Below are 24,513 nucleotides of genomic sequence, written 5' to 3'. Positions count from 1 at the left end.
ACTGTCGGAAGACACCAGGCGGGGAAGGGGAAAACTGCTCAGGACGGGGGCGGAATGCAGGCGGGCCGTAGGTCGTCACAAGCCGTCCCTCACCCCGGGGAATGGTGTCACTCGCTTTCGGGCCGGTCTTCTGGCTCATCCTCAACCTTCCCCGCCGGCCTTCCCGTGCGAAGCACAGTGGCGTGATGGCGGGGTCGTCGGACTTACAGCAGCGGGGGCTGCGCCGGAATGGCTGGATATGGCATCCAGGGGCACCGGACTTCCCGTTTCACCTGCAGACCATGAACTGGTCCCAGGCACCCGAAGGGGCGGATTGTATCCCAGCCCCCCGGCCCTCATGCAAGTCGCAACAACGAGGGCCGGGCCCGACCATATGCCGCTCGGGCCCGATGGCCGGCATTGCGCAGGACGCTAACATGAATTTACATTCCCTCCATTGCCCTCCTCCTGGAGCCCCCGGCCTTGAACGCCCCGGACCTGAAAAACCACTACCTGACCCTGGGGCTCCCCGACGGCGCCTCCCCCGACGCCGTCCAGATGGCCTACCGCAAGGCCATGCAGCGCTTTCTCCAGCACCAGCAGCAAGGCCGCCCCCTGCCCGCCGCCGACTTCGACGCCCTGCAGGAAGCCTTTGCCCACCTGAAGGACCCGGTACTGAAAGCCGACTACGACCGGCAGTTGCTGGGGGAACAGCCCCCCGCCGCTGACGACAGCGCCCCGGCGCCCATCGCCCCAATTGCGCCCATTGCACTGGCGCCCACCACCACTAGCGCCGACACCACTGGCGCCGACACCAGCCGGGCAACCCCGGCCGTGGCCCCCGCCCCCCTGCCAGAGGCCGCGCCGGCCATCGCCGGCCTCACCCTGGAACCGCCCCCGCCGCCCCGGGAGCCGCCCCCTGCACCCCGCAGCGGCGTGCCGGAAATCCGCGACCCGGTGCAGCACAACTTCCAGTTCACCGGCTCCGGCGGCGAGTATTTCCGCATCTGGATCGTAAACCTGGCGCTCTCCATCCTCACCCTGGGCATCTACTCGGCCTGGGCCAAGGTGCGCCGGGAGCAGTACTTCCACCGCAACACCCTGCTGGATGGCAGCGGCTTCGACTATCACGGGGACCCCAAGGCCATCCTCAAGGGCCGCGCCATCGCCTGGACCCTGCTGCTCATCCTGAGCGCCACGGAAAACCTGGCGCCCCTGCTCCACCCCATCCTGCTGATCCTGCTCATGCCCGTGGTGCCCTGGCTGATCCAGCGCTCCCTGGTGTTCCGGGCCCGCAACACCTCCTACCGGGGCCTGCGCTTCGACTTCCATGGCAGCTACATGGAAGCCCTCAAGGTCTTCCTCGGCTACGGCCTGCTCACCATGGTGACCTTCGGCCTGGCCCTGCCCGCCTTCATCCGCCGCGTCAAGCTGTTCCAGCTCAACAACCTGTCCTTCGGCGGCCAGCGCTTCAGCAGCGACCCCAGCCTGGGGGCTTTTTACGGCATCTTCCTGCGCGCTTCCCTGATCGCCGTCCTGCCGATGCTGATCGCGGGTATCGTCGCCGGAATACTGATGGCCGGCCTGCAGGGCTACGGCATCCCGGTCTTGTTGGCCATGATGGGCGGCGCCTTCCTGGCCATGGGCCTGGTGTACCTCTTCCTGCTGGCGGTGGTGCAACCCTACGTCCAGGCCCGCACGGCCAACCTGGTGTGGAACCACACCCGGGTGGGCGAGCACCTGTTCGCCAGCGACCAGGGCTTCAAGAGCCTGTTCGTGCTGTTCTTCGTGAACTGGCTGCTGACCCTGATCACCCTGGGCCTGTACTGGCCCTGGGCCAAGGTCCGGCTGGCGGCCTACCGGGCGGAACATACCGCCCTGGTCACCCAGGACAGCCTGGATGACTTCATCGGCAAGGCGGTGGAACAGCGCCGGGCCGTCGGCGAGGAAATCGCCGACGCCTTCGACCTGGACATCGCCCTCTGAGCATGGAGGCCGCCTACTTCGATGGCCGCAGCTCCCGCCGCCAGCGGGTACGGCTGCGGGCAGAAGCCGGTTTCCTGCTGCTGGCGGGGGAAGGGGTGGAGCGCCGGGTGCCCCTGGCGGAGCTGGAAATCTCCGAACCCCAGGGCCGGGCTCCCCGCACCCTGCGCTTTGCCGACGGGGCCTACTGCGAAGCACCTCAGGATGCGGCGCTGCTGGCCCTGCTCGAGGAACTGGGCCACCGGGAATCCGCCACCGTCAGGCTCCAGGGACGCTGGCGCTGGAGCATTGGCGCCCTGGCCGCCATCGTCCTGATCCTGGCCGGTTTTTACCAGTGGGGCCTGCCCTGGAGCGCTCAGGTGGTGGCCCCGCTGATTCCCGCCGCCGCCCTGGAACAGGTCTCCAGCCAGACCCTGACCGCCCTGGACAAGGGGATGCTCAAGGAAAGCCGCCTGCCCGCGGAGTACCAGGAACGGCTGACCCGGGACTTTCTCGCCCTGGCCGCCGCCGACCCGGCCCTGGAACCCTACCGGAAGAGCCTGAAACTGCATTTTCGCAGCGCCCCCCGGATCGGCCCCAATGCCTTTGCCCTGCCCGACGGCCAGGTGGTGCTGTTCGATGAACTGGTGCAGATGCCCGCCAGCGACGCAGAGGTCCTGGCGGTCCTGGCCCACGAACTGGGTCACGTGCGCGAACGGCACGGCCTGCGCCAGCTGATCCAGTCCTCGGTGGTGGCCGCCTTCACCGCCGCCTACCTCGGGGACGTCTCCTCCCTGGCCGCGGGCCTCTCCACCCTGGCCCTCACCTCCAACTACTCCCGGGACATGGAACGGGAGGCCGACGACTACGCCGCCGCCACCCTGCGCCGCCAGGGACGCTCCCCCGCCGAGCTGGGCAGCGCCCTGGAAAAACTGGCCCGGGCCCATGCCGACGAGGACGAGGAGGGAGACGGCAAGGACTGGCTATCCTCCCACCCGGACACCCGGGAGCGGATCCGCCGCCTGAACAGCCAGTAAGCCCCCTGCCTGCCAGACTTCCAGCAGGCGGGCCGGAACCGGCCCCGCTGCATCCTCCTGGCGGCACACCAGGGAAATCCGGTAGTCGGGCAGCGGCACGTCCAGCCCCAGCACCAGGAACTCCCCTTCCATCTCCCGGGTTTCCGTTTCCGGCACCACCGCGATGCCGGCAAAGCCCTGGCGCAGGAGGTCCAGCAGCAGATCCACGTCGGAACTGTAGAGGGCCACCCGGGGCGTCAGCCCCTCATCGTGGAAATGCTGCAACAGCCGCTCGTAACTCCCCACCCCCACGGAGCGGCGCAACAGCAGCAGGGGATGGCGGGCCAGCTCCGCCAGGGACAGGACGGCCGCAGCCCGGGGCAGCAGGTTCCGGGGCACCAGGGCCACATGGCGGCTGGTGGCCAGGGGGTGGACGACGAAGTGTTCGGGCTCCAGGGGCGGCACCATGAAGGCCGCATCGAGCTGGCCCCGGGCCAGCAACTGTTCCAGCCAGCTGGAATCCCCCACCACCAGCCCGATCCGGTGCCCCGGAAAAGCCGCCTGCAGGGCGTCGAAACGGGACAGCCAGAGGCTGCGGCAGGTGGGCGACAGGCCCAGGCGCAGGGTGGGGCCGGACTGGGAGGCCAGGCGCAGCACCTCCTCCCGGGAGGTTTCCACGGCCCGCAGGATGCCCCGGGCGCGCCGGTAGAACAGGGTGCCGGCCTCGGTGAGCAGCAGCTTGCGCCCCTGACGCTCGAACAGGGGGGTTCCCAGTTCCGCTTCCAGCTCCTTGAGGCGCTGACTCAGGGGTGGCTGGGCCATGTGCAGCAGCTTCGCCGCCCGGCTGATCTGCCCCTGCTCGGCGATGGTGCAGAAATAATGCATGCGCTTCAGGTCCACGGCTCACTCCATATCAATCCGATATACCAGACAATATAAATGGTATTTTCAAGCGCGCCACGCCTTGGATAAACTCACCGGCCCATATCGCCAACTGGAGATTCGCTATGCTAGGCCCCCTGGTGGACAGTGCCGTGATCTTCCTGGGCGGCCTGGGTGGAGCCGCCCTGGGGCGCCATCTCCCGGCCCGGGTGCGGCTGGCCATGCCCCTCACCTGCGGCATCATCGCCATCGGCCTGGGCGCCCTGCTGGTGACCCGGGCCCAGCATCTGCCCGCCGTGGCCCTGGCGATGCTGCTGGGGGCCTTCATCGGCGAACTCCTGTACCTGGAACGGGGACTGGAGCTGGCCATAGGCTGGGCCCAGCGCCAGGCCGAGCGGGCCTGGCCGGCGGACAAGGGTAATCCGCGCATGGAGGGCTTCGTGGCCCGCTACGTGACCGTGCTGGTGCTGTTCTGCGCCAGCGGCATGGGCATCTTCGGCTCCATCAACGAGGGCATGACCGGCCAGGCCACCATCTTGCTCACCAAATCGGTCCTCGACCTGTTCACCGCCCTGATCTTCGCGGCGGAACTGGGCCTGGCGGTGGCCCTGATCGCCCTGCCGCAGCTGTTGATCCAGGGCGGCCTGTACCTGAGCGGCAGCCTGATCCTGCCCCTGGTGAGCCCCGCCATGCTGGCGGATTTCTCCGCCTGCGGCGGCATCATCCTGCTCGCCACGGGCCTGCGCATCTGCGGCATCAAGATCTTCCCCATCGTGAACATGCTCCCGGCCCTGGTCCTGGCCCTGCCCTGCGCCTGGCTGTGGTCGCGCCTAGCGCCGCTCTTGGGCGCCTGAAACAGCCGCCGGCGCCAGCCGCCTGTCGGCCGCTCACTCCGGCTGGCGGGAATCCATGACCAGGGTGACCGGCCCGTCATTGACCAGGCTCACTTCCATGTCGGCACCGAAGACCCCGGTGGGTACCGGCCTGCCCAGCTGCCCGGCCAGCACGGCAACGAAACGCTCGAACAGGGGACCGGACACGGGCCCCGGGGCCGCCCTACCCCAGGAGGGACGATTCCCCTTGCGGGTGGAGGCATACAGGGTGAACTGGGAAACCGCCAGAATTTCCCCGCCCGCCTCCCGCACACTGCGGTTCATCACCTGCTCCCCGTCCGGAAAAATGCGCAGCTGCACCAGCTTGCGGGCCATCCACTCCAGGTCGGTCTCCTGATCCTCCGCTTCGAACCCGGCCAGCACCAGCAGCCCCGGCCCGATCCGCCCCGTGACCGCCCCCGCCACGCTGACACTGGCCTCCTGCACCCGTTGCACCACCACCCGCATCTTGCCTGTCTCCTGATTCCGCAGCCCCCGGTCGGGAGCCCAGACCACATTTTGCCCGGCTCCGCCCTTTCCTCCCACCCCCGGTCCAGGCCGCATCACCCCATGGGGCGCAGAAGACCGCCACACCTCGATCCGCCCCCAGTTCCAACGCCAATGGAATATGCGATATGATTGCCCCACCATAACCCCGGGACCCGTACCCCCGAACATGTCATGACCGCCTGGCTCCTCCTGCTGCTCACCGTCATCTTCGTGCATCTGACCTACGACACGCTGTCCGCCGCCACCCCGGCCCTGGCTTACCAGGAAACCGCCCGGGCCTTGGGACTGGGCTTTTCCCACGCCAGCCCCGGCCACCGGAGCAGGTACCAGCCCCCCATCCAGCGCCTGGAAAACAGCAGGCTGATCGCCTGGATCTTCGGCCTTGCCGCCACCGCCTTCGGCTTCGCCACCCTGCACGCCTTCATTCGCTGAGCCTGTCCATGGGCCGCTCCCGTTGCCGCGGCCTCTGGCTGCTGGCCATCCCCTTGAGCAGCCTGGCCCAGGAGGCTGCCCTCCCGGATTACGAGGTCCAGGCCGCAGCCTGTGTCGAAGCCCATTCGGGAGCCGAAGCCCAGGATTGCCTGAAACAGTGCTTCCTGGCGTCCCGGCAAGCGCTGACACGGGAAGAACAGGCCATCCTCGCCCGCCTGCAGGAGCTGCGCAACCAGGATGAGCTCGGCCACACCCACTACGCCCTGGCGGCAGCTGCGCTACGCAAGGCGGGTGCCGGACACCAGGCTTACGCCGCGGCCCACTGCGATTTCGCGGTGGGCGCCAGCGGCGCCGTTGCCTCGGGCAGTGCCCTGGTACGCTGGCGCTGCCTGATAGAGCTGAATCAGCAGCGCCTCAAGCTGCTGCAATCCCGGCGCCAGCCCACCACCCCCTGAGCTCCCCGCCCGCCGGGAAGCGCCGCTCCTGCAGGCAAAACCGCCCTGGGCTTGAGGTAGAATCGGCGACACCCGCTCCTACCCGGCCACCACCCCTGCACGGACATGCCCCATACCGACACCAGGCCCCCTGCTCGCCCCCAGTCCCCCGGCAGCGCCCCCGTGCAAAACGCGGCTGGCGCTCAGGAGGCCTGACAGGTGCCCATGCTCGAGAGGATCTCCATCCGCCACAAGCTGGCCATCCTGCTGGGGCTGAGCGCTGCCCTGGCGCTGCTGATCTCCTCGGTCGCCACCATCTATTCCACCTACCTGAGCGAATCCCGGGCCTCCCTGAGGGTCCTGCACCAGCTCACCGACGTGATCAGCGAAAACATGCGGGCGGCCCTGGCCTTCAATGATGCGGACAGCGCCCGGAAGATTCTCGCCTCCCTGCAGGCAGACCCCCACATCCTTTACGCCGTGGTCAGCGACGACAGGGGCCAGCCCCTGGGGGAATACCGCTCCACCCAGCTCCCGTCGGCCCAGGAAGACTGGTTCCGGCGGCACCTGCAGAACAACATCAACAGCAACCGGGAGCTGCTGCGCCGGGAAGGCAGCTCCACCCAGCACATGGACAGCCACACCATGGGCGTGCTGCGCCCCGTTTTCTTCGAAGGCAAACCCATCGGCACCCTGGCGATCATCTCGGACACGCAGCAGCTGTGGGCCCGAATCCAGGAATTCGTGCTGATGCAGATGGGGGTTTCCCTGCTCGCCCTGCTCACCCTGATGCTCCTTTCCTTCAAGCTCCAGTCCCTGTTCACCCGCCCGATCATGGGGCTCATCGACGCCATGCAGCAGGTGGCCCGCACCAAGGATTACCGGACCACCCTGGAATCCCGGCGCCAGGATGAATTCGGCAACCTCTACGCCGGGTTCAACGCCATGCTGGCGGACATCCGCGAGCGGGACGAACGGCTGAGCCGGCTGGCCACCACCGACTCCCTCACCGGCCTGGCCAATCACCACCAGGCCATGGAAACCATGCAGAACATGATCATCCGGGCCGAGCGCAAGGGGGAATCCCTGGGGGTGATCATGCTCGACATCGACTTTTTCAAGGCCGTCAATGACCGCCACGGCCATCCGGTGGGAGACCGGGTGCTGCAGGAGATCGCCCGGGTGCTGCAGGCCTGCGCCCGGGAGTACGACCTGGTGGCCCGCCTGGGAGGCGAGGAATTCCTGGTGCTCTGCGACGGCGGCACCCGGGAAATCACCGTGGCGGTGGCGGAGCGCATCCGCACCGGCATCGAACAGCACCCCATCGAATACCAGCCAGGCCAGTTCCTGCAGGTCACCGTCAGCCTGGGGGTGCACGCCTCGGTACCCCAGTCGGCGGAACAGCCCCTGGCGAGCATGATCAAGGCCGCCGATGCGGCCCTGTACCGGGCCAAGGCGGCCGGCCGCAACTGCCATGTGCTGGCTTAGGGAAAATCCCTGGCGGGCGCTGCTCTGGCTAGGGCTGCTGCTCGCCCTGCTGCGGGCGCCGGGAGCCCTGGCCGGCGACGAGGAAAGAAAGCTGGAGGCCGTGTTCATCGGCCGTTTCGCCAGTTACATCGAGTGGCCAGCCCGGCAGCGGGAACGCTTCGTCATCACCCTGCTGGACGAGAACCCCTTCGGCAACCTCCTGGACGAGCTATACCGGGACAAGCGCATCCACGACAAGCCCATCGAACTGCGCTACGTGAGCCGCCTGGACCAGGTGGGCGACACGGACGTGCTGTTCCTCACCCTGAACAGCGCCGCCGCCCGGGCTGCCGCCATCGACTATGCCCAGAAGAACGGCATCCTGACCATCAGCACGGCCAAAGGCTTTGCCGACAGCGGCGGCATCATCCAGCTGGACTTCGTGGAACAGCGGGCCCGCATCAAGATCAACCATGCCGCGGCGCTCCGCTCCGGCCTCAGGATCGGCGCGCCGCTGCTGTCGATTGCCACCGTGCTGCGGGAAGCACCATGAAACACATCCTCTGCGCACTCCTGTCCCTGACCTGCGGCGCCGCCGCCGCCGAGAAGGCGGTCGAGGAAAGCAACGACTACTACCAGCGCCCCCTGGAGCAGCTGTTCCAGGTGGAAACCCAGGCCAAGGCCGCGGTCGGCTCCCGCAGTGGCAACCGGAACGCCCTGGACGCCGAGGTGCCCATCGACATCATCACCGCCGTGCAGCTGCAATCCACCGGCCAGACCGAGCTGACCCGGGCCCTGGCGGTGCTGGTGCCCGGCTTCAACGCCCCCCGCCCCAGCATCGCCGACGGCACCGACCACGCCCCGCCCTTCACCCTGCGCGGCCTGGGGCCCGACCAGGTGCTGGTGCTGGTCAACGGCAAGCGGCTGCACCAGAGCTCCCTGCTGCACAACAACGGCACCGTGGGCCGGGGTAGCTCCGGGGTGGACCTGAACACCATTCCTCTGCGCGCCATTGAGCGGGTCGAAGTCCTGCGCGACGGGGCGGCGGCCCAATATGGCTCCGACGCCATCGCCGGGATCATCAACATCATCCTCAAGGGCTATGGTCAGCGCAGCCAGGCCAGCGTCAGCTACGGCCACAGCAGGGAAGGCGACGGAATCAGCAAGCATGCCAGCCTGTTCCAGACCCTGCCCCTGGCCGGTGACGGCTTCCTGAACCTGACCGCCGAATGGCGCGACCGGGGCCCCACCAACCGGGCCGGCCCCGACGCCGGGGACGGCGGCCGCATCAACACCCACTTTGGCGATGCGGACACCCGGGACGCCCTGCTCGGACTGAACGCCGAACTGCCCCGGGGCGACACCACCCTCTACCTGCACGGCCTGTACGACCGGCGCCGCAGCAGCGCCGGGGCCTTCTACCGGCACGCCGACGATTCCCGCAACATCAGCAGCATCTACCCGGACGGCTTCCTGCCCCTGATCGAGCCCAAAATCCTCGATTTCTCTGCCACCGCTGGCATCCGCGGCATCACCGTCAGCGGTCTGCGCTGGGACCTGAGCTACACCCACGGCCACAACGACTTCCATTTCTACGTCAACGACAGCCTCAACACCTCCCTGGGCAGCGACAGCCCCCGCTCCTTCGACAGCGGTGCCAGCCGCTACACCCAGCAAATCCTCAACCTGGACCTGAGTCAGAAGATAGGTCCCCATACCCTGGCCGGGGGCTACGAGTTCCGCCAGGAGCGCTACCGCATCGTGCCCGGGGAACCGGCCTCCTGGATGCTCGGCCCGGAAAACAACTATGCCTACGGGGCCCAGGGCTTCCCCGGCTTCAGCCCGGACAACGAAGTCTCCGCCCGGCGCCGGGCCCACGCCCTATACGGGGACCTGAAATACGCCCTCAGCGACAGCCTGACCCTGGACAGCGCCGCCCGGGCCGAAAGCTACAGCGACTTCGGCTCCACCCTGAACGGCAAGCTCGCCCTGCGCTACCGAGCCCGGGACAACCTGCTGTTCCGGGCCAGCGCCAGCAGCGGCTTCCGGGCCCCCTCCCTATCCCAGAGCCACTTCTCCTACACCGGCACCTACCGCAACAGCGACGACACCGCCGCCCAGTTCTGGGGCAACTACGCCGTGGACCACCCCATCGCCCGGGCCCTGGGCGCCACCGACCTGAAACCGGAAAAATCCCGCCACTTCACCCTGGGCCTGGTATTCCAGCCCAGCACCCAGCTCACGGCCAGCGCCGATGTCTTCGTCACCGACATCGACGACCGCATCATGCCCACCGGCTACATCTCCGCCTGGAACCTGGGCAGCCTGAGTCCCCAGGCCGCTGCCATCCTGGCCCAGAACAACATCGACGGGGCCGTGTATTTCACCAACGCCATCGGCACCCGCACCCGGGGCTTCGACCTACGCCTGGACTACAAAAAGGAACTGGAAAACGGCGCCCGCCTGAAGATGGTGGCCGCCTACCAGCGCAGCCGCACCCACATCACCCAGGTGAACGCCTCCCCGGGCATCCTCGGGGTGCCCATGACCGACCTGATCCTGGACCCCTTCACCCGGGGCCTGATCGAAAACGCCCAGCCCGTGGATTCCTTCAAACTCTGGACCCGCTACGCCACCCACGACTACGAACTGGTCCTCAACCTGAACCGCTTCGGCAAGTTCTCGAGCGTCCAGGCCTACCAGCCGGTCACCTTCGGCGCCAAATGGACCGTGGACGCCGAATTCACCTACCGGCTCACCCGGGACGTCGCCCTGACCCTGGGCGGCGCCAACCTCTTCAACACCAAGCCCGACACCTGGGGCAAAACCGAAGACAGCCTGGCCGGCGCCGGCAAGGTCATCCAGTACTCCCAGTACGCCCCCTTCGGCTACAACGGCGCCTATTACTACCTGAGGGTGGGGGTGGAGTTTTGAGCAGGGACGGCCTAACGGGAAAAAGCCCCAGCAGACGATGCCAGGAGGTTAGGGTTATGATAATCAAGCTCCCCGCCCACACCATACAAAAACCTTGAACGCCCCCACGCCCACACGCATCCTTCACATCACCCGCAACCTGCCGCCACTGGTTGGCGGTATGGAGCGCCTGAACTGGCACATTGCCGATGAACTTTCGCACCATGCCCAGGTGCTGTTGATCGGCCCTAGAGGTAGCGCAGAACAAAGTCCCGCTGCGGTTCCCGTGGTGGAAGTCCCCTTACGGCCGCTGCCCCGCTTTTTGCTCGCATCCGCCTGGCAGGCCGTAGCTGTGGCACGGCGCTTCAAACCCCACATCGTGTTGGCAGGTAGCGGCCTGACAGCCCCTGCCGCCTGGCTGGCCGCACGTGCGAGCAAGGCCCGTGCTCATGTGTATCTGCACGGGCTTGATGCTGCCGTACAGCACCCCGTTTACCGCGCCCTGTGGCACCCGGCCATCCGGCACATGGATGGCGTCATCGCCAATAGCCGCCCTACCGCTGATCTGGCCCGCAAGCTGGGGGTGGATGCAGGAAAAATCAGCATCGTTCACCCTGGTGTGACCTTACCTGCAGCCCCGCAAACAGCTGAATCGCTACAGGATTTCCGACTGCGCCATCGCTTGGGTGATAAGCGCCTGCTACTGTCGGTAGGACGCTTGACCAGCCGCAAGGGCCTACGCGAATTTGTCCAGCATGCATTGCCCAGCATTATTCAGGCAGCACCCGATACTTTGCTGGTGATCGTGGGCGACGCTCCGACCGACTCCCTGCACGCCAGCATACAAACCCGTACCAGCATACAAGCCGTGGCGGATGCAGCAGGCATCGGCCAGCACCTGCGCTTTCTGGGAGTAATCACAGATGCGCAAGAACTTGCCTGCGCCTACGAAAGCGCTACCTTGCACATCTTCCCCGTACGCCAGCTACCAGGTGACCCCGAAGGCTTCGGAATGGTCGCGATCGAAGCCGCTGCCCATGGTCTGCCCACAGTGGCTTTTGCGACCGGAGGCATTGTGGATGCGGTGGCAGAGGGACAATCAGGGCATCTGGTTGCACCCGGCGACTATGCCGCACTGGCTCAGGCTGCGGTGAGAATGCTTGCCGACAGCCCCTATGCATGGCAGACCCGCGCCAGCACCTTTGCAGTGCAGTTTGCCTGGCAAGCCATGGGCCACAAACTGTGGGACATACTGCAAGAGAGCGTCATCCCGCAGTCCAAAGATTGAAACGCCATGCCCACCACGAACAAGTTTGTACGCCAGCCCCATGCCGTCACTGACCTGGCCTCACGCCGCTTCAAGGCGCTGAAAATTGAACGCCTGCTGGGATTGCAGCACTTTCCCCTGCCGATACGCCTGCTGGAAATTGGCTGCGGCTCTGGCGGCATAGCGCACTACTTTGCAACACACCCCAGCTTACAGTGCATCGTGACTGCGGTGGATGTGCACGACAACCGCCAAGTGCACGATGGTTACATCTATCACAGCGTGCAAGGCGTGCAGCTGCCTTTCGAAGATCAGCAATTCGACGTAGTCATCAGCAATCACGTCATTGAACATGTGGGCGACACAGCAGCACAGCTGGTGCATTTGCAGGAAATACGCCGAGTACTGACATCTACAGGCAAAGCCTATCTGGCCGTACCCAACCGGTGGATGTTGACCGAGCCCCATTACCGCCTGAAATTTCTGAGTTGGTTGCCGCATGCATGGCGTAGCCCCTATCTTCGCTGGATGGGGAAAGGTGAGGTGTACGACTGCGAACCACTGCAAATGCACGAACTGGAGCGCATGCTTGCAACCGCCGACTTGCAGTATCACAACCAATGCGTGGAAGGCTGGCGCGCCACCTTTGAAATTGAACACCCCACGCACTGGAGCAACCGTGTGTTGGCTTGCTGCCCTGACTCTGTACTCAAACCCCTGACCCCAATTGTCCCCACACTAATCTACCGGTTAGAGCGGGGCATTCGAACGGCACGTCCTGAGCTATAAACAACCAAAATGAAGTCCAAAATTTTGATCGTTGGTGGTGCTGGCTATATCGGCTCCCACATGGTGTTGCGACTTGCCCAGGCTGGATACGAAGTCGTGGTGTTTGACAACCTGAGCAATGGCCATCGCGATGCCGTGCTGGCTGGGGATCTGGTGATTGGCGACTTGGCCGACCGTGCCGCACTGGCAAGCCTTTTCACGGACCACCGCTTCGATGCCGTGATGCACTTCGCGTCCTCTATTCAGGTGGGGGAGTCCATGCAGTTGCCGGCACGCTACTACGCCAACAACGTGGGCAATACCATCCACTTGATTGAAACCATGATCGAACACGGTGTGCAGCACCTGATCTTTTCTTCGAGTGCCGCCATATTTGGTGACCCGGTCCACATTCCCATCAATGAATCTCACCCACGCCAGCCTATCACCCCCTATGGCTGGAGCAAATGGATGGTGGAACAGATTCTGACCGACTGTGATCGCGCACACGGCCTGCGCTATGTGGCCCTGCGCTATTTCAATGCTGCTGGTGCACAGCCTGAGGGCTTGCTTGGCGAACGCCATGAGCCCGAGACGCACCTCATCCCCCTGATACTCCAGGCCGCATCCGGGCGGCGCGCACACATTAGCGTGTTCGGCACCGACTACAACACACCAGACGGCACCTGCATTCGTGACTACATCCATGTACAAGACTTGGCCGATGCACACCTATTGGCGCTCGATTGGCTGATGCAAGGTAAGGGCTCATCAGCCTTCAACCTGGGCAACGGGAGCGGCTTTTCGATCCGTGAAGTCATAGGTAGCGTGGAAGAAGTCACTGGCCAGCGCGTGGCCGTTCAAGCCCTTCCCCGCCGCTCCGGCGATCCAGCGGTGCTGGTGGCAGACAGCACCTACGCCCGCGCAGCACTGGGTTGGCAGCCGCAGTACACCAATCTATATGAGATCGTCCAACACGCCTGGCGGTGGGAAAACAAGTGCCCTCCGCCTCTTTGATGTGCGGCGCATCCACATGCCCCCGCACTGACTTACCCATTGCCCCCCGCCCATGAACACTGCAACACCCAGTATCTGGTTCCCCACCGTTCGTACCGGAACGGGCACGGACGTGTTTACAAAACGCTTGGTAGCCGATCTGCGCAAGCACGGACTGCAGGCAGAAATCACCTGGCTACCGCTGCGCGCCGAATACGCCCCCTGGACTGTAGCCATACCCAGCCCCCCCTCCTGGGCCACAGTGGCACACGTAAACACTTGGTTGCACACACGCTTCATCCCCCGCGGCCTACCCATGGTGGCCACCATCCACCACGCCGTACACCATCCGGATGCCAGCACCTATAAAGGCCCACTGCGCGCGGCATACCACCGCTGGTGGATAGCGCCCAACGAGCGCCGTGTATTGCGCCATGCCCAGCGCGCGATAGCTGTAAGTCAGTTTGTGGCAGACAGCGCCCGACACAGTCTGTTGGACGTGCCCATGCAAGTCATCTATAACGGCGTGGATACTGAGCACTTTTGCCCCGGTACGCGTCAGCGCCAGCCCGGTGAGCCTTTCAAGTTGCTCTTTGTGGGCAGTTGGATGGCGCGTAAAGGAGTGGATTTGCTGGCCCCCATCCTGAGCCAACTGGGAGAGGGCTTTCTACTACGCTATACCGGCGGCCCGGCAGCAGAAAAAGACAAGGCCAAGATGCCCCCCAACATGATCGACATTGGCCGCCTGCAAGGGGATGGAGCCGTGGTGGCCGAGATGCAGAGCGCAGATGCGCTGCTATTTCCATCACGTAGCGAGGGGCACCCATTGGTAGCCATAGAAGCCATGGCCTGCGGCTTACCCATTATTGGAATGCACGGGTCGTCCGTTTCCGAAGCCGTCGCCGACGGCCAAACCGGCCTGCTCTGTCCCCAAAATAATGTTCCAGCGTTTGTTACCGCCATCCGCAGCCTGGCTGCTGACGGTGCCTGGCACGCCAGTCTGGCGCAAGCCGCGCGGGTACATGCGGTTAAACAGTTTTCAGAAACAGCGATGACGTGCGCGTACATGCACTTGTACCAATGCACCGCTATCGATGCCCAAGGTGCCAAGTGACCGCCGCCATCACCATTCACTTCAGAAACCCCAAGCTCACCAGTGCTTGTATCGACAGTTTGTTGGCCGATGGCTGGGCCCCCATTCTGGTTTGGGATAATTCAGCAGACGCAGGGGCCAGCTTGCGAGAACTGCAAACCCGCTATGCGCTGGAGCCCCGTGTAGTGCTAGCCGCCAACCCGTGCAATCTAGGTTTTAGCAAAGGCATGAACGCGGCCCTGAACGCCTTGGGGCACTATGGCTATGCAGGGCCGGTGCTGTTGGTCAATAACGATGCCCAAGTGCAAGAGGGCTTACGCTTGGCACTGGAGGCGCAACTGACGCACACCAGTACTCCCATGCTGATTGCCCCACGCCTGATGCAGGACGGCAAAGAACAAGGCTGGCTGTACTACCAACCGTGGCTAGCATTAGTCACTAAGCACCCCGTTTTGGGCAGTTTTGCCTACTTGAGCGGCTGTTGTCTGCTAGTGCAAAGGCCTGACAACACCCAGCCGTTGTTTGACGACAGCTTCTTTATGTATGGAGAAGACGTGGAACTGTCCTGGCGAATACGCCGCCAAGGTGGGCAATTGGTGCTGATTGACCGCGGTTATGTGCACCACGACGGATTGGCCAGCAGCGGCCATGCTAGCGCTGCTTATGAGCAGTATCTAGTGCAGTCCCACTGGCTGCTGGCGGGAAAACTGGCGCCCAATGCCTTTTCTGCAATCATGATGCGAGTATTGCGTATTCCATCTTTACTGGCTCGCGCCTGCTTGCGGTCGTGGCGGTATCGGTCATGGGTGCCATTGCGGGCAATTTTGAAAATTGCTCAAGCTAAAATCTGTCAGAAGTCACCTTCCCCGAAGTGATGCACTTCTCAGCCACCAAGAAATTCGCCTATAGCCACGAGTAATATACCTAGGACCAAGCATCACCCATTCTATTACAAGCAGTTTTCTAGCAAGCCAAGGATATTTTATAAACATAGACTGCATGGGGTGAGCATTTGAGTCCATCTTCTGAGCTTTTTTAATTAATTTACCAAAAAATATTGGAGCCAACGGAAAGACAGAATGAGCATGAGTGAGCAAAGCGGCAGCGACGGCGGAAGATCGTTCAGGCGAACCTCTACCTGTAGCGAGCAAATCCTGATGGAGCAACAATATTGAATTTACCAAAACCCTTGAATTATCCATTGTGCGCCTTACACGAGAAAGCCGCTCAGCATCATGCTGGACATAAACAGCAACAGGAAAAAATTCCATTAACACCAACTTCTCTTCACCCGCTCCAAACCCTAGCATCCAAAGGTAATCATCATGAAGAACCACATCTTCACGCCACGCTCTTCCGCCTATCGCAGACTTAAGAAAAATACATCCGGCGGTCATATTGCTTATAGAAATAGAAAGAAGTACCGCACAAACAAAATCTTTTGTTTCTGGCAGCCCCTGCAACTCCTTGAACCCACTACGCTGATTGAAAACCACGAGGGGAGCAACCGAAATATCCGCCCCCGATTCTTTTATTCTTTTTAGTTGCTCTGCAGACGAAGGCAACAAATAGTCATCATCATCAAGAAATCTGACGTATAAGCCTTTTGAATTTGCCAAACCATAGTTTCTAGCTGCGCAAGCATTGCCGAGATCAATATGAAACCATTTCACCCTATCATCTTTGCAGTATTTGCTTTTCACAATCTCCCATTTTCTATGCGGTCCGTTTGGAACCACAACAACCTCAATCCTTTCACCCCCACAAGCATTAAGCGCACTCTCAATTGCTCGGTCTAGCATATCAGTACGATTGAAAGTTGGGATAACTATAGAAAGTAAAGGATTCATACCGATGCCCAAAATAACGTTAAAAAAAATCATTAAAGCACTTAAAAACCTAGCCCTTGGATGGACTCCCGGAGGATCTTTCAAGTGCAATATATGCCAAAATAACGTTTGGGGATTTACAAAATATCGAGATGGCTTCAGAGTTGAGTCTATGGATGCACTTGGATTCGTCAATGGAAGCCCAGAGACTTTTGCTTGCCCTCGATGCGGCTGCCATGATCGCGAGAGACACTTGGTTTTATTTTTTGAAGCTTCAAAAATTTCAGAAAAATTCACCAAATCAAAAATATTGCACTTTGCACCAGAGCACCATCTTAGCCAGTGGATAAATTCGTTATCCCCATCAGAATACATTCTATGCGACCTGAACCCAAAATCCAAAAAGATCGAAAAGATAAATATAGAAGAAATCCCATACCCAGAAAAACATTTCGATTTTGTGATAGCAAATCACGTCTTAGAGCACGTCAACGATGACTTCCGCGCACTTTCCGAAATCAGAAGGGTATTAAAAATTGGTGGCCAAGCAATACTCCAAACACCTTTTAGCTCGGCAATTACTTCCACTTGGAGCGACCCGGGAATAGCAAGTGAAAACGAAAGGCTACACGCCTACGGACAAGAAGACCACGTCAGGTTATACGGGCGAGATATTTTCAACAGATTTTCAAACAGCGGCCTTGCTTCTCGGAAAAAAACGCACACAGAGCTACTTGGAAACATTAACTGTGCCCCTTATGGAATCGGAGAAGAAGAACCACTCTTTCTATTTGAAAGAATAGACTAAACAAAATTTTAAACTGCCAGTATATCCGTGAAGCAACCACCATTGGAAATTTTCAGAAAAATGTTCCTTATAGATGTTTCATCGACAAACTTTTCACCCAAATCAAAAATCCTTCTATGCTTAAGAGCGTCTTCAAAAAAACTTAGCCCCCCAGCCCTCATCAAAAATAAAGGGTTAAACTCACAAACAACGGGCATACCTGAGGCTAACAGGTTTTGAGCACCGCGCAGGGCATGCCCCTCATAGCCTTCAACATCCATCCACAGCAGAGCACTCTCGTATGGGCACTCCACGTCGTCAAGACGACAGGAAGGGACAGGCAGGCCTGTACGCCCAATCGAATGGTTGCCACTATTGGTCGAAGACTCTGTAAGAAATAACAAGGCATTGGACTCTGCCCCCACCGCCTGTGCCAGCACGCGCACGCGCTCAGACAACCCATTAAGGGCCAAGTTGGCGCGCAGGAGTCGAAGGTTGGTTGGGTGCGGTTCGATGGCAGTGGCCGATTGCATCAGTCCACGCGCCAATGCCGGAATAACGATGGAGCCGATATTGGCACCTACATCGATCAAATGCTGCGGAAGGGGCAAGCCCTCTCGCTCAAGGATGGCTAAGGCCGTTTGCAACTTGGCAAAGTCAAACTCGCCGTGCAGAAATAACTCGCGGCCTATTACCTTGTCCGCTGTCGAAACAACAAAATGCTCGGAATGCCCGGCCACCAAAAATGGCACAGGCATAGCGTCGTAGGCTGCTCGACGTAACAGCCCTGGCCCTGTCTTCAACAGCGAAAACAGAAAGCGGCTTGCAGCTAGCAAGGGACGGCGCAACATCTTGGAATTGTGAATGGAAGGCAAAGGCATACAAGGCTTTCATCAAACAGGAGACAGGTGCGCGTATATCGCACCAAAAAACAAAAATATCGCCATCGCGGCCTCCGCTACGTAACTAGCCCATACAGCCCCGGTCAGGCCATACACAGGAACCAATACAGCTATGCTCACCACGCTAACCACCCCGCCAATAGCATAAGCCCAGCCAATCTGCTGCATTCGCCCAGCATGGATGGCGTGAAAATTGAGCAGCGCACGCAACACTTGCAACAACGGCAACCAGGCCAGCATGCGTAGCACCGCCACTGCATCGGCAAAATCGGCACCGAACACCACTGGCAACAGCGGAGCCACCAACCACAGAGCCCCCCCCACAGCCAACGCCAGCAGTAGCAGCGCCAACCCAGTGCGGCGTAACTGCCGTGCTGGGTTGGCTTGGGCATACAAACGCGGCCACAACGCTTCTTGCAACGCCAAAACAGGCAGACTGGCCATATCTACAACTCGCTGGGCCACGTTGTAGGCGCCTGCCAGGCCAAACCCTGCTTGTGCCAACATGGGTTTGTTGAACTCGTTTTGCAATTTGGCAGCAAAAGTGGCCAGGCTGAACGGCAGCCCGCTGTACGCAGTCATCGGCTCAGGTAACACTACGTCAGGTGCTTTAGCTGCCGTACGCAAGGGCATCCATATCAGCGTGGCATAGACTAAACCGCTGACGGCGTAAGTCCATAGCACAGCAAGGATTCCCACGTCCCCCAGGCCCACCCACAACAGCCCCAATGCCAGCAACCGTACGCCAGGCAAACCCGCGTGCACTGCGCCAACAGCGTGGGTTCGCTGCTGCGCTTGCTGGTAGCGAGCGCACAACTCAGTCAGCGAGGTCGCAGCTAACTCGGATGCGGCTACCACCGCGAGGGCAAGCAACGCTACGCGCCCTGGCAATAACCACATGGCAACCACCACCGATGCTGCCACACACGGCAGAAGTGTGCGAAACCACCAGTGCAGCGCACGCGCCAAGTAGTTACCAGCATGTGTAGGATCACGCGCCGCATTGCGCAGCAACATGTGCGATAAACCCAAGCCAACAAACGGGGTGAGAAAAGAAGATACGGCCACCACTACAACAAACTGCCCATAAGGCTGTGCCCCCAGTTGTCGTGCAAGCCATACTACCGTAGCGGCCTGCATGGCGGCCCGTAACAGCATCCAGCCAAGCAAGACGAAGCCATTACGGGCCATGCGACCAGGGCGCCAGCGGGTAAAAAACTGGCTCATGCGCCCTCGTAAGCCTGTTTCCGCTCAGCTTGCTGGGCCACCCACCCACATGACCACTGATCAACCCCATCCCCCCCTCGCATCCCCGAGCTGATCAGGTGGGCTAATGGCAGACGTTGCATTGCAATGCAATCGCGCTCGGATGTTCGTCTTGGCCGAACATCAACACGCCTTTTACGCACAGCAAGGCACCTCACTAGGCGCAACTGATCGAGAGTTGGAAGCGCCTTCTGTATTCGCATGAGCACATGCACATCAAACACCAATTCCATGCCCCCCCAAAAAGCAACCTTAGACAAACCGGACAAAAAGTCCAATACACTGCCAAAAATCAAAAAATCCAGAATAATGCAAAAAACTATTTGACACGCAAGTGAACCTGGGAAACGACACCATCCTCGACATGCTTTTTATACTCATTTTTATCAAGAATAGGAGGCGGATGATCTCCTACCAACAGGACTTCCACTCCGCTCATTGCTGGATTGGAGAGAATCTCGGCAAAACCATAAAAAAACTGAGCGTGCAGCTTATTTACTCGGCATATCTCGCTATCTTCTTCAAGCTGAAAATCAAGACAATTAAAGTAATCTTTGTGAATATCTCGCTTGTCGTAGAGAGTATGAGTATTGAGCGTTAGCCAATAGACAAAAGTTTTACTATCTCCCAAAAAAGCACGCGATATATAATTCTCCATTATTTCGCTATCACAGACCCCTGGAAAAGAAAAGCAACGCGTTTTCCATGAATCTGTTTCTTGGAAATGCACCTCATCAAACCCAGCACGCGGATACCAGTGCATGCGGCCGTACATTGCACTCGTAGCACCATGAACAGCAGCTGTTTTGTATCCCATCTTTTTTAATCGCCACGGCAGGCAATTCTCAAAACCTTCTTTAACCGCCTTCATATCGAAATAACGAGTTTTAAGGCCACAAAGCTTCTCTAATTCAGCAGCAACAGTTGCGTTTTCGCCAGGCACCGCCTCCACCTTGATCCAGTCATAGTAAGGACTCTTGGCGAGCACAGGTTTCAATAGTGCCTGCTGAATACGCTCATCTCTCATCACCCCCCAAGACTCAACAATAACCAGTAGCATTTTATTATTTAACCGCTCAGGATTAGCTTGCACCCATTGAGCTGTCTCACCTTTGAACCCCTCCGGAACCAGGGGGTTTATGTTTTCAAAAATACTATCGAAAGCTGCGACGGCCCCCATGTTGGCAAAATACGATAACTGACTGCCTGTTGCCGTACTTTTCACTCGATAAAAGTCAGAATTCAACTCATCCAGACTGACCTGAACAGCATAAACAGAGACGCCAAAAAATAGCAAGACCAATGTAGCCAGACGATTGGCCTTGCGCCCAAATAGAAACAAGATCGCGACAATAAAACCCAGAGCCAGCAAAAGTCCTACTGCTGAAGCCTGCCAGACAAAACCAGCGTAAGGAAGCATGGATAGCAGATAAATTCCATCCTGCAAACGAAATACGGGATAGGCCAGCCCCCCAAGCACTAGCAAGTCTGCCAACAAAAAAACAACAAAAATCAAGCAGGAAAACTTCCGCCAACCGTAAATAAATATTACGCCAGCAATCAGATAGTCAATATTTACGATCGGCCTCTCGATTTTCAAGGCATGCGCAACAAACCAGAACAAAAAATTAGGAACGACGATATATAACCCTATCGCCACCAATAGCGACTTTCCAGCAACACAAAATCTATTCAGCACCATTTAAAATACTTCACCGAACCCTTTCCAATACTTGGCAGGCACAACCAAGCTTGATTTTAACAGGACAACAACGACTCGCTTGAGCCAACTGTCTATCCGGACAGATTTCGATGCAAAAACCAGGACATCCCATTGGATTGCAACGACAATCCCGAACATCAATCTTTATCCTTATACATCAGCGCCGTAATCTGTTCTGAAATCAGCCCCATCAAGAAAGTAATCACGCAGCCTGTATAGAGAAGAGCACTCATGTTGGTAAATTTGTGAAGCGTGTAAAACGTCCATCCATACCAGCCGCTGGCCAACAGAAACATCAGCAGCGCCACCGGCGCAAAAATTTTCAGCGGCGAAAACAAAGTGCCGATCTTAAAAATGATGAGCAAGAAACGCGTGCCATCGCGCACTAGGCGGATATGACTCTTGCCAATGCGCCTAGCGGCGTAAATGGGCGTATAGGCCACCGAGTAGCCAACCCGGAAGAAAGCCATAGTGCTGGTGGTGGGATAAGAAAAACCGTTAGGCAGTAGATAAAGAAACTCGCGAAACTTCTCCGCCCGCACCGCACGAAAACCGCTGGTAAGGTCTTCCACCTTATGCCCAGTCATCCAACTGGCTAGACGATTGTAAAACCCATTGGCTAGACCGCGCCCAATACTGGCCTGAGACCCCTTCTGCCGGGCACCGACCACCATGTCGTAGCCTTCGCTCAGCTTATTCAGCAAACGGGAAATGTCTGCTGGATCATGCTGACCATCTGCATCCATGAAGACAAGAATGCCCCCCCTAGCCTCCCGTGCTCCTGTTTTGATGGCAGCACCATTCCCCTTGCTGTAGGGGTGATTCACGACGCGCGCGCCAGCAGCTGCAGCAACCTTAGCTGTGTCGTCGGTAGAGCCATCGTTGATTACCAGCACCTCCATGTTCGCCGTACCAGAAAACCGTTGGTGTATGTCTTTGACTGTAATGCCAATGGCGGCCGACTCATTTTTGGCGGGGAGGATGATGGATAGGTACATGCAGATGATTGCAAGAAAGGTTAAGGCCGCAGGCTAACGCAATAAATAGGCGCCTGTCTGAAATTTTCAGCGGTCCATCCAGCAGAAATGCTGGAATGCAAGGCTCAGGGTTGCAAGACACAGACCGAAGTGCCGACGTGGCATTCGGTGTCTCTTTTCAAGCCGCCAGTCCCGCGAACCCTGGCGACAAACGTGACCGTATTGCCGCTCAGATAGTCGTTCACCACAGGTGCCGTGCCACTTGCACAGGCCGTAGCCGAAAAGGGCGGAGGCGTCATATTTTCAGCAAAATTGGCAACCGCCGAACTCATATAGATCTTTGCTTCAGCCAAGCATGCGCTATTGGCGCTTCTTTGCATGTAGTCCCGGTACATGGGCAAGGCAATCGCAGCGAGAACACCAACAATCGCCACCACGATCATAAGCTCGATCAATGTAAAGCCGTGTTGTACTGTTTTCATGGAAACCTCTGGAGCCCAAGGAAGCATAGGTAGATATCAGCAAAAAACATTCCATGCAAAGACAAACTCTATATGCTCCCACGTTTATCCAATAATGCCTGCAACTCAGCAGCCATCTCAGGGTGCCCCTGTTGGACCAGATCCCCCATCAAGCGCTTTAAAGTGGGTTCATCGGGACTGGACACTAGAGCAGCTCGCCGAAAAAAAACCATGGCCTCCAGCGGCATCCCTGCCTTGTAGGCATAAACCCCCATGCGCATGGCCTGGGTAAAACCCGGGGGTTCTACCACCAGCATCAACTGCATGGCCTTCACCACCTCGGCCCTCTCGTGGACAAAGTTTTTCTCGGGATGAGTCATGAACATCTCCATGGCCTGCCCACGCTCCCCCCCCGGCGGACTGCCACGCAATATCTCGTAAAAACGCTGCCAGTCTGATTGCTCGAGGTTACCTAGTATTGACTTGAACAACAGGATGTTGCCCGCAACAGCCACTGAGGCAGTGTGCTCAAAACTGCGCTCTGCCACATCGACAGCGTAGTACAGGTACTGAGTATCCTTGGTTTGTTTGTAACGGGAAAACCAGAAATTACTCCACCCAATCCAGGAGCGGTTCGACTGGGGCGCTAGACTGGCCGATTTTTCGGCAAAGCGGAGCGGGTCCCCCCACATGTAAGCACGCATCAGGGTAGCCGCACTGACAAACACCAGGCACAGGGTCAAAGCAGCCAGCAACGAAGGACGGTTCAGTTGCAGGCGGTTGACCACCAACAGCAACAGATCAGCCAGCGCCAGAAGCATCCCCAACAGGGGAAGATGATTCCGATGCTCAAACACCAGTTCCAAGCCAATCACATTACTGGCCAGGAAATGCCCGGCAAAGAAAAATAAAATACCAAATGCAAACAACGGCTGCCGGTGGCGCCAGCGCCAAGCCCAGAACAGCATTGCAAACAGGATTGCCAAAGAAGGCAGCGTAGTCCAGGGCTGCCAGAGGCTGCGCGACACCTGATAGTTGTCATAGTAGAAAGGCATCCAGTCCGGCCAAGGCAACAGAATCTGCCCCAGATACATGACCAGGACCCGCCCCTGGGTCAGGAGTCGCTCGGAGCTGGAAAAATTACGGCCCGGATAGGCATCCCAATGCCAGTAATGTGGCAAGGCATAAAAAACAAAGAGCAGCCCCCCGAGCACCAGCATCAAGCCGTAGCTCTGGCGCAAGCCCCTGGCTACCACCCTTTGACCAGCGGCAAAGCGCAGCAACGTCAACTCCAGAGCTAAGGTATAGACCGGCAAAAGCACCGCATCTTCCTTACAGGCCAAGGCCAGAAGCCAGACCAGCACCAGCAGCCCCCCCTGCAGCCGTCCACGGCCTCCGGCAAGTTGGGCCTCCCGCATGGCCACATAGGCCCAGAGCGCCAAAATGATGAAGAAGCTGGACATGGTCTGCATGCGCTGCACCACATAGAGCACAGAAGACACCTGCAAAGGGTGGATGGCCCAAGCTAGCGCCACCAGCAAGGCCCCCCAGACGGCCCGCTGCTCCGACCACTGCGCCAGCCGGAACAGACGGCGAAGAAAGAATGCCAGCGCCAATGCCGTCAGGCCATGGACACCGATATTGGTGAGTTTGAAGGCCTCCACATCCATGGCCCCCGCCCGCCAATAATCAAGGGCAAAGGTCAGCATGGGCAGGGCACGTGAGCCAGTGCCATCATGGAAACTCAGCGCCGCATAGACGAACTGCTCCACATCGAAGCGATCCACATAGAGGATACGGTTCTGCAGGATATTGGCCCCGTCATCCAGCACGAAGCCGCCAGGCAACCCTGGGACAAAGACTGCCATGCCCAATACAGCAAAACACAGGGTCAATAACAAAAAAGGTGGCGCGAAACGATTCACTTGGGGGCCTAACCAGAATGAGGGTAATGCATTTTATGAACAAAAGAAAAAG

At 59.5% G+C, this 24,513-nt stretch carries 23 protein-coding genes and 1 riboswitch; of the genes, 14 read left to right on the top strand and 9 right to left on the bottom strand.

The window, feature by feature from the left end; genetic code table 11:
- Positions 1–103 precede the first annotated feature (103 nt).
- Positions 104–319: riboswitch (cobalamin riboswitch) on the bottom strand.
- Between the two features lie 143 nt (positions 320–462).
- Together G474_RS0112930 and G474_RS0112925 are read left to right on the top strand one after the other, a co-directional pair.
- A complete protein-coding gene (locus G474_RS0112930; protein ID WP_051282276.1) occupies positions 463–1,965 on the top strand; it encodes a DUF898 family protein in 1,503 nt (500 codons plus the stop codon).
- Positions 1,966–1,967: 2 nt separating this feature from the next.
- Positions 1,968–2,978, top strand: a complete 1,011-nt coding sequence (locus G474_RS0112925; RefSeq protein ID WP_026687348.1) for a M48 family metallopeptidase — start codon at positions 1,968–1,970, stop codon at positions 2,976–2,978.
- Here the strand turns inward: G474_RS0112925 and G474_RS20730 are convergent.
- Positions 2,925–3,857 carry a LysR family transcriptional regulator gene (locus G474_RS20730; RefSeq protein WP_245589361.1) on the bottom strand — a complete coding sequence of 311 codons (933 nt, stop codon included), beginning with the start codon at positions 3,855–3,857 and terminating at the stop codon, positions 2,925–2,927. The genes G474_RS0112925 and G474_RS20730 overlap by 54 nt on opposite strands.
- A gap of 107 nt (positions 3,858–3,964) precedes the next feature.
- Between G474_RS20730 and G474_RS0112915 the strand changes: the two genes are divergently transcribed.
- On the top strand, positions 3,965–4,693 hold the full coding sequence (locus tag G474_RS0112915; RefSeq protein WP_026687347.1) for a DUF554 domain-containing protein: 729 nt from the start codon (positions 3,965–3,967) through the stop codon (positions 4,691–4,693).
- Between the two features lie 33 nt (positions 4,694–4,726).
- On the opposite strand, the gene dtd is transcribed toward G474_RS0112915, so the two are convergent.
- Positions 4,727–5,179, bottom strand: a complete 453-nt coding sequence (dtd, locus tag G474_RS0112910; protein ID WP_026687346.1) for a D-aminoacyl-tRNA deacylase — start codon at positions 5,177–5,179, stop codon at positions 4,727–4,729.
- A gap of 213 nt (positions 5,180–5,392) precedes the next feature.
- Between dtd and G474_RS0112905 the strand changes: the two genes are divergently transcribed.
- The 10 genes from G474_RS0112905 to G474_RS20720 all read left to right on the top strand — a co-directional run bounded on the left by G474_RS0112905 (position 5,393) and on the right by G474_RS20720 (position 15,466).
- Positions 5,393–5,653, top strand: coding sequence for a hypothetical protein (locus G474_RS0112905; protein ID WP_026687345.1), 261 nt, complete (start codon positions 5,393–5,395; stop codon positions 5,651–5,653).
- Between the two features lie 8 nt (positions 5,654–5,661).
- Positions 5,662–6,108, top strand: coding sequence for a lysozyme inhibitor LprI family protein (locus G474_RS0112900; RefSeq protein ID WP_026687344.1), 447 nt, complete (start codon positions 5,662–5,664; stop codon positions 6,106–6,108).
- Between the two features lie 204 nt (positions 6,109–6,312).
- Positions 6,313–7,575, top strand: coding sequence for a sensor domain-containing diguanylate cyclase (locus tag G474_RS0112895; RefSeq protein WP_026687343.1), 1,263 nt, complete (start codon positions 6,313–6,315; stop codon positions 7,573–7,575).
- Entirely contained in the window at positions 7,562–8,107 is a 546-nt protein-coding gene (locus tag G474_RS0112890) for a YfiR family protein (protein ID WP_026687342.1), read from the top strand. The genes G474_RS0112895 and G474_RS0112890 overlap by 14 nt, the downstream gene beginning before the upstream one ends.
- A complete protein-coding gene (locus G474_RS20725) occupies positions 8,104–10,488 on the top strand; it encodes a TonB-dependent receptor plug domain-containing protein (RefSeq protein WP_051282275.1) in 2,385 nt (794 codons plus the stop codon). The genes G474_RS0112890 and G474_RS20725 overlap by 4 nt, the downstream gene beginning before the upstream one ends.
- 94 nt (positions 10,489–10,582) lie before the next feature.
- Positions 10,583–11,755 (top strand): glycosyltransferase family 4 protein, encoded by a 1,173-nt coding sequence (locus G474_RS0112880; RefSeq protein ID WP_026687341.1) that lies wholly within the window; start codon positions 10,583–10,585, stop codon positions 11,753–11,755.
- A 6-nt stretch (positions 11,756–11,761) separates the two neighbouring features.
- Positions 11,762–12,523 carry a class I SAM-dependent methyltransferase gene (locus G474_RS22845; RefSeq protein WP_084513752.1) on the top strand — a complete coding sequence of 254 codons (762 nt, stop codon included), beginning with the start codon at positions 11,762–11,764 and terminating at the stop codon, positions 12,521–12,523.
- 9 nt (positions 12,524–12,532) lie between these two features.
- Entirely contained in the window at positions 12,533–13,519 is a 987-nt protein-coding gene (galE, locus tag G474_RS0112870) for a UDP-glucose 4-epimerase GalE (protein ID WP_026687339.1), read from the top strand.
- Between the two features lie 52 nt (positions 13,520–13,571).
- Positions 13,572–14,612, top strand: coding sequence for a glycosyltransferase family 4 protein (locus G474_RS24455; RefSeq protein ID WP_026687338.1), 1,041 nt, complete (start codon positions 13,572–13,574; stop codon positions 14,610–14,612).
- The gene (locus G474_RS20720) at positions 14,609–15,466 is read left to right on the top strand and encodes a glycosyltransferase family protein (RefSeq protein ID WP_043464358.1); all 858 of its coding nucleotides are present in this window, start codon (positions 14,609–14,611) and stop codon (positions 15,464–15,466) included. Before G474_RS24455 ends, G474_RS20720 begins: the two co-directional genes overlap by 4 nt.
- On the opposite strand, the gene G474_RS22840 is transcribed toward G474_RS20720, so the two are convergent.
- Positions 15,449–16,441, bottom strand: coding sequence for a glycosyltransferase family 2 protein (locus G474_RS22840; protein WP_169729523.1), 993 nt, complete (start codon positions 16,439–16,441; stop codon positions 15,449–15,451). The two genes, G474_RS20720 and G474_RS22840, sit on opposite strands and share 18 nt — an antisense overlap.
- A 4-nt stretch (positions 16,442–16,445) precedes the next feature.
- Here G474_RS22840 and G474_RS22835 point away from each other — a divergent pair, with 4 nt between their 5' ends.
- Entirely contained in the window at positions 16,446–17,228 is a 783-nt protein-coding gene (locus G474_RS22835) for a methyltransferase domain-containing protein (protein WP_084513750.1), read from the top strand.
- 8 nt (positions 17,229–17,236) lie between these two features.
- Here the strand turns inward: G474_RS22835 and G474_RS0112855 are convergent, their stop codons facing one another.
- The 6 genes from G474_RS0112855 to G474_RS0112825 all read right to left on the bottom strand — a co-directional run bounded on the left by G474_RS0112855 (position 17,237) and on the right by G474_RS0112825 (position 24,461).
- Positions 17,237–18,058: an FkbM family methyltransferase gene (locus tag G474_RS0112855; RefSeq protein ID WP_169729522.1), complete on the bottom strand. Its 822-nt coding sequence runs from the start codon at positions 18,056–18,058 to the stop codon at positions 17,237–17,239.
- A gap of 42 nt (positions 18,059–18,100) precedes the next feature.
- Entirely contained in the window at positions 18,101–19,336 is a 1,236-nt protein-coding gene (locus G474_RS20715) for a lipopolysaccharide biosynthesis protein (protein ID WP_084513749.1), read from the bottom strand.
- A 358-nt stretch (positions 19,337–19,694) separates the two neighbouring features.
- Positions 19,695–21,077, bottom strand: a complete 1,383-nt coding sequence (locus tag G474_RS23440; protein ID WP_156919254.1) for a sulfatase-like hydrolase/transferase — start codon at positions 21,075–21,077, stop codon at positions 19,695–19,697.
- 158 nt (positions 21,078–21,235) lie between these two features.
- The gene (locus tag G474_RS0112835) at positions 21,236–22,096 is read right to left on the bottom strand and encodes a glycosyltransferase family 2 protein (RefSeq protein ID WP_026687333.1); all 861 of its coding nucleotides are present in this window, start codon (positions 22,094–22,096) and stop codon (positions 21,236–21,238) included.
- Between the two features lie 104 nt (positions 22,097–22,200).
- Positions 22,201–22,557 carry a pilin gene (locus G474_RS24450; protein ID WP_026687332.1) on the bottom strand — a complete coding sequence of 119 codons (357 nt, stop codon included), beginning with the start codon at positions 22,555–22,557 and terminating at the stop codon, positions 22,201–22,203.
- Positions 22,558–22,625: 68 nt separating this feature from the next.
- Positions 22,626–24,461, bottom strand: coding sequence for a hypothetical protein (locus tag G474_RS0112825; protein ID WP_156919253.1), 1,836 nt, complete (start codon positions 24,459–24,461; stop codon positions 22,626–22,628).
- Between the last annotated feature and the right edge of the window lie 52 nt (positions 24,462–24,513).

The organism is Azovibrio restrictus DSM 23866, assembly GCF_000429665.1.
GTDB lineage: Bacteria > Pseudomonadota > Gammaproteobacteria > Burkholderiales > Rhodocyclaceae > Azovibrio > Azovibrio restrictus.
The sequence above is the reverse complement of the archived record's forward strand: the minus strand, read 5'-3'. Positions and strand labels throughout refer to the sequence as shown.

What these genes read in the sequence shown, in the direction of transcription:
- G474_RS0112925 (WP_026687348.1), top strand. Translation starts at nt 1,968, where the DNA reads ATGGAGGCCGCCTACTTCGATGGCCGCAGCTCCCGCCGCCAGCGGGTA.
- G474_RS0112915 (WP_026687347.1), top strand. Translation starts at nt 3,965, where the DNA reads ATGCTAGGCCCCCTGGTGGACAGTGCCGTGATCTTCCTGGGCGGCCTG.
- dtd (WP_026687346.1), bottom strand. Translation starts at nt 5,179, where the DNA reads ATGCGGGTGGTGGTGCAACGGGTGCAGGAGGCCAGTGTCAGCGTGGCG.
- G474_RS0112905 (WP_026687345.1), top strand. Translation starts at nt 5,393, where the DNA reads ATGACCGCCTGGCTCCTCCTGCTGCTCACCGTCATCTTCGTGCATCTG.
- G474_RS0112900 (WP_026687344.1), top strand. Translation starts at nt 5,662, where the DNA reads ATGGGCCGCTCCCGTTGCCGCGGCCTCTGGCTGCTGGCCATCCCCTTG.
- G474_RS0112895 (WP_026687343.1), top strand. Translation starts at nt 6,313, where the DNA reads ATGCTCGAGAGGATCTCCATCCGCCACAAGCTGGCCATCCTGCTGGGG.
- G474_RS0112890 (WP_026687342.1), top strand. Translation starts at nt 7,562, where the DNA reads ATGTGCTGGCTTAGGGAAAATCCCTGGCGGGCGCTGCTCTGGCTAGGG.
- G474_RS20725 (WP_051282275.1), top strand. Translation starts at nt 8,104, where the DNA reads ATGAAACACATCCTCTGCGCACTCCTGTCCCTGACCTGCGGCGCCGCC.
- G474_RS22845 (WP_084513752.1), top strand. Translation starts at nt 11,762, where the DNA reads ATGCCCACCACGAACAAGTTTGTACGCCAGCCCCATGCCGTCACTGAC.
- galE (WP_026687339.1), top strand. Translation starts at nt 12,533, where the DNA reads ATGAAGTCCAAAATTTTGATCGTTGGTGGTGCTGGCTATATCGGCTCC.
- G474_RS24455 (WP_026687338.1), top strand. Translation starts at nt 13,572, where the DNA reads ATGAACACTGCAACACCCAGTATCTGGTTCCCCACCGTTCGTACCGGA.
- G474_RS22840 (WP_169729523.1), bottom strand. Translation starts at nt 16,441, where the DNA reads ATGAATCCTTTACTTTCTATAGTTATCCCAACTTTCAATCGTACTGAT.
- G474_RS22835 (WP_084513750.1), top strand. Translation starts at nt 16,446, where the DNA reads ATGCCCAAAATAACGTTAAAAAAAATCATTAAAGCACTTAAAAACCTA.
- G474_RS0112855 (WP_169729522.1), bottom strand. Translation starts at nt 18,058, where the DNA reads ATGTTGCGCCGTCCCTTGCTAGCTGCAAGCCGCTTTCTGTTTTCGCTG.
- G474_RS20715 (WP_084513749.1), bottom strand. Translation starts at nt 19,336, where the DNA reads ATGAGCCAGTTTTTTACCCGCTGGCGCCCTGGTCGCATGGCCCGTAAT.
- G474_RS23440 (WP_156919254.1), bottom strand. Translation starts at nt 21,077, where the DNA reads ATGGTGCTGAATAGATTTTGTGTTGCTGGAAAGTCGCTATTGGTGGCG.
- G474_RS0112835 (WP_026687333.1), bottom strand. Translation starts at nt 22,096, where the DNA reads ATGTACCTATCCATCATCCTCCCCGCCAAAAATGAGTCGGCCGCCATT.
- G474_RS24450 (WP_026687332.1), bottom strand. Translation starts at nt 22,557, where the DNA reads ATGAAAACAGTACAACACGGCTTTACATTGATCGAGCTTATGATCGTG.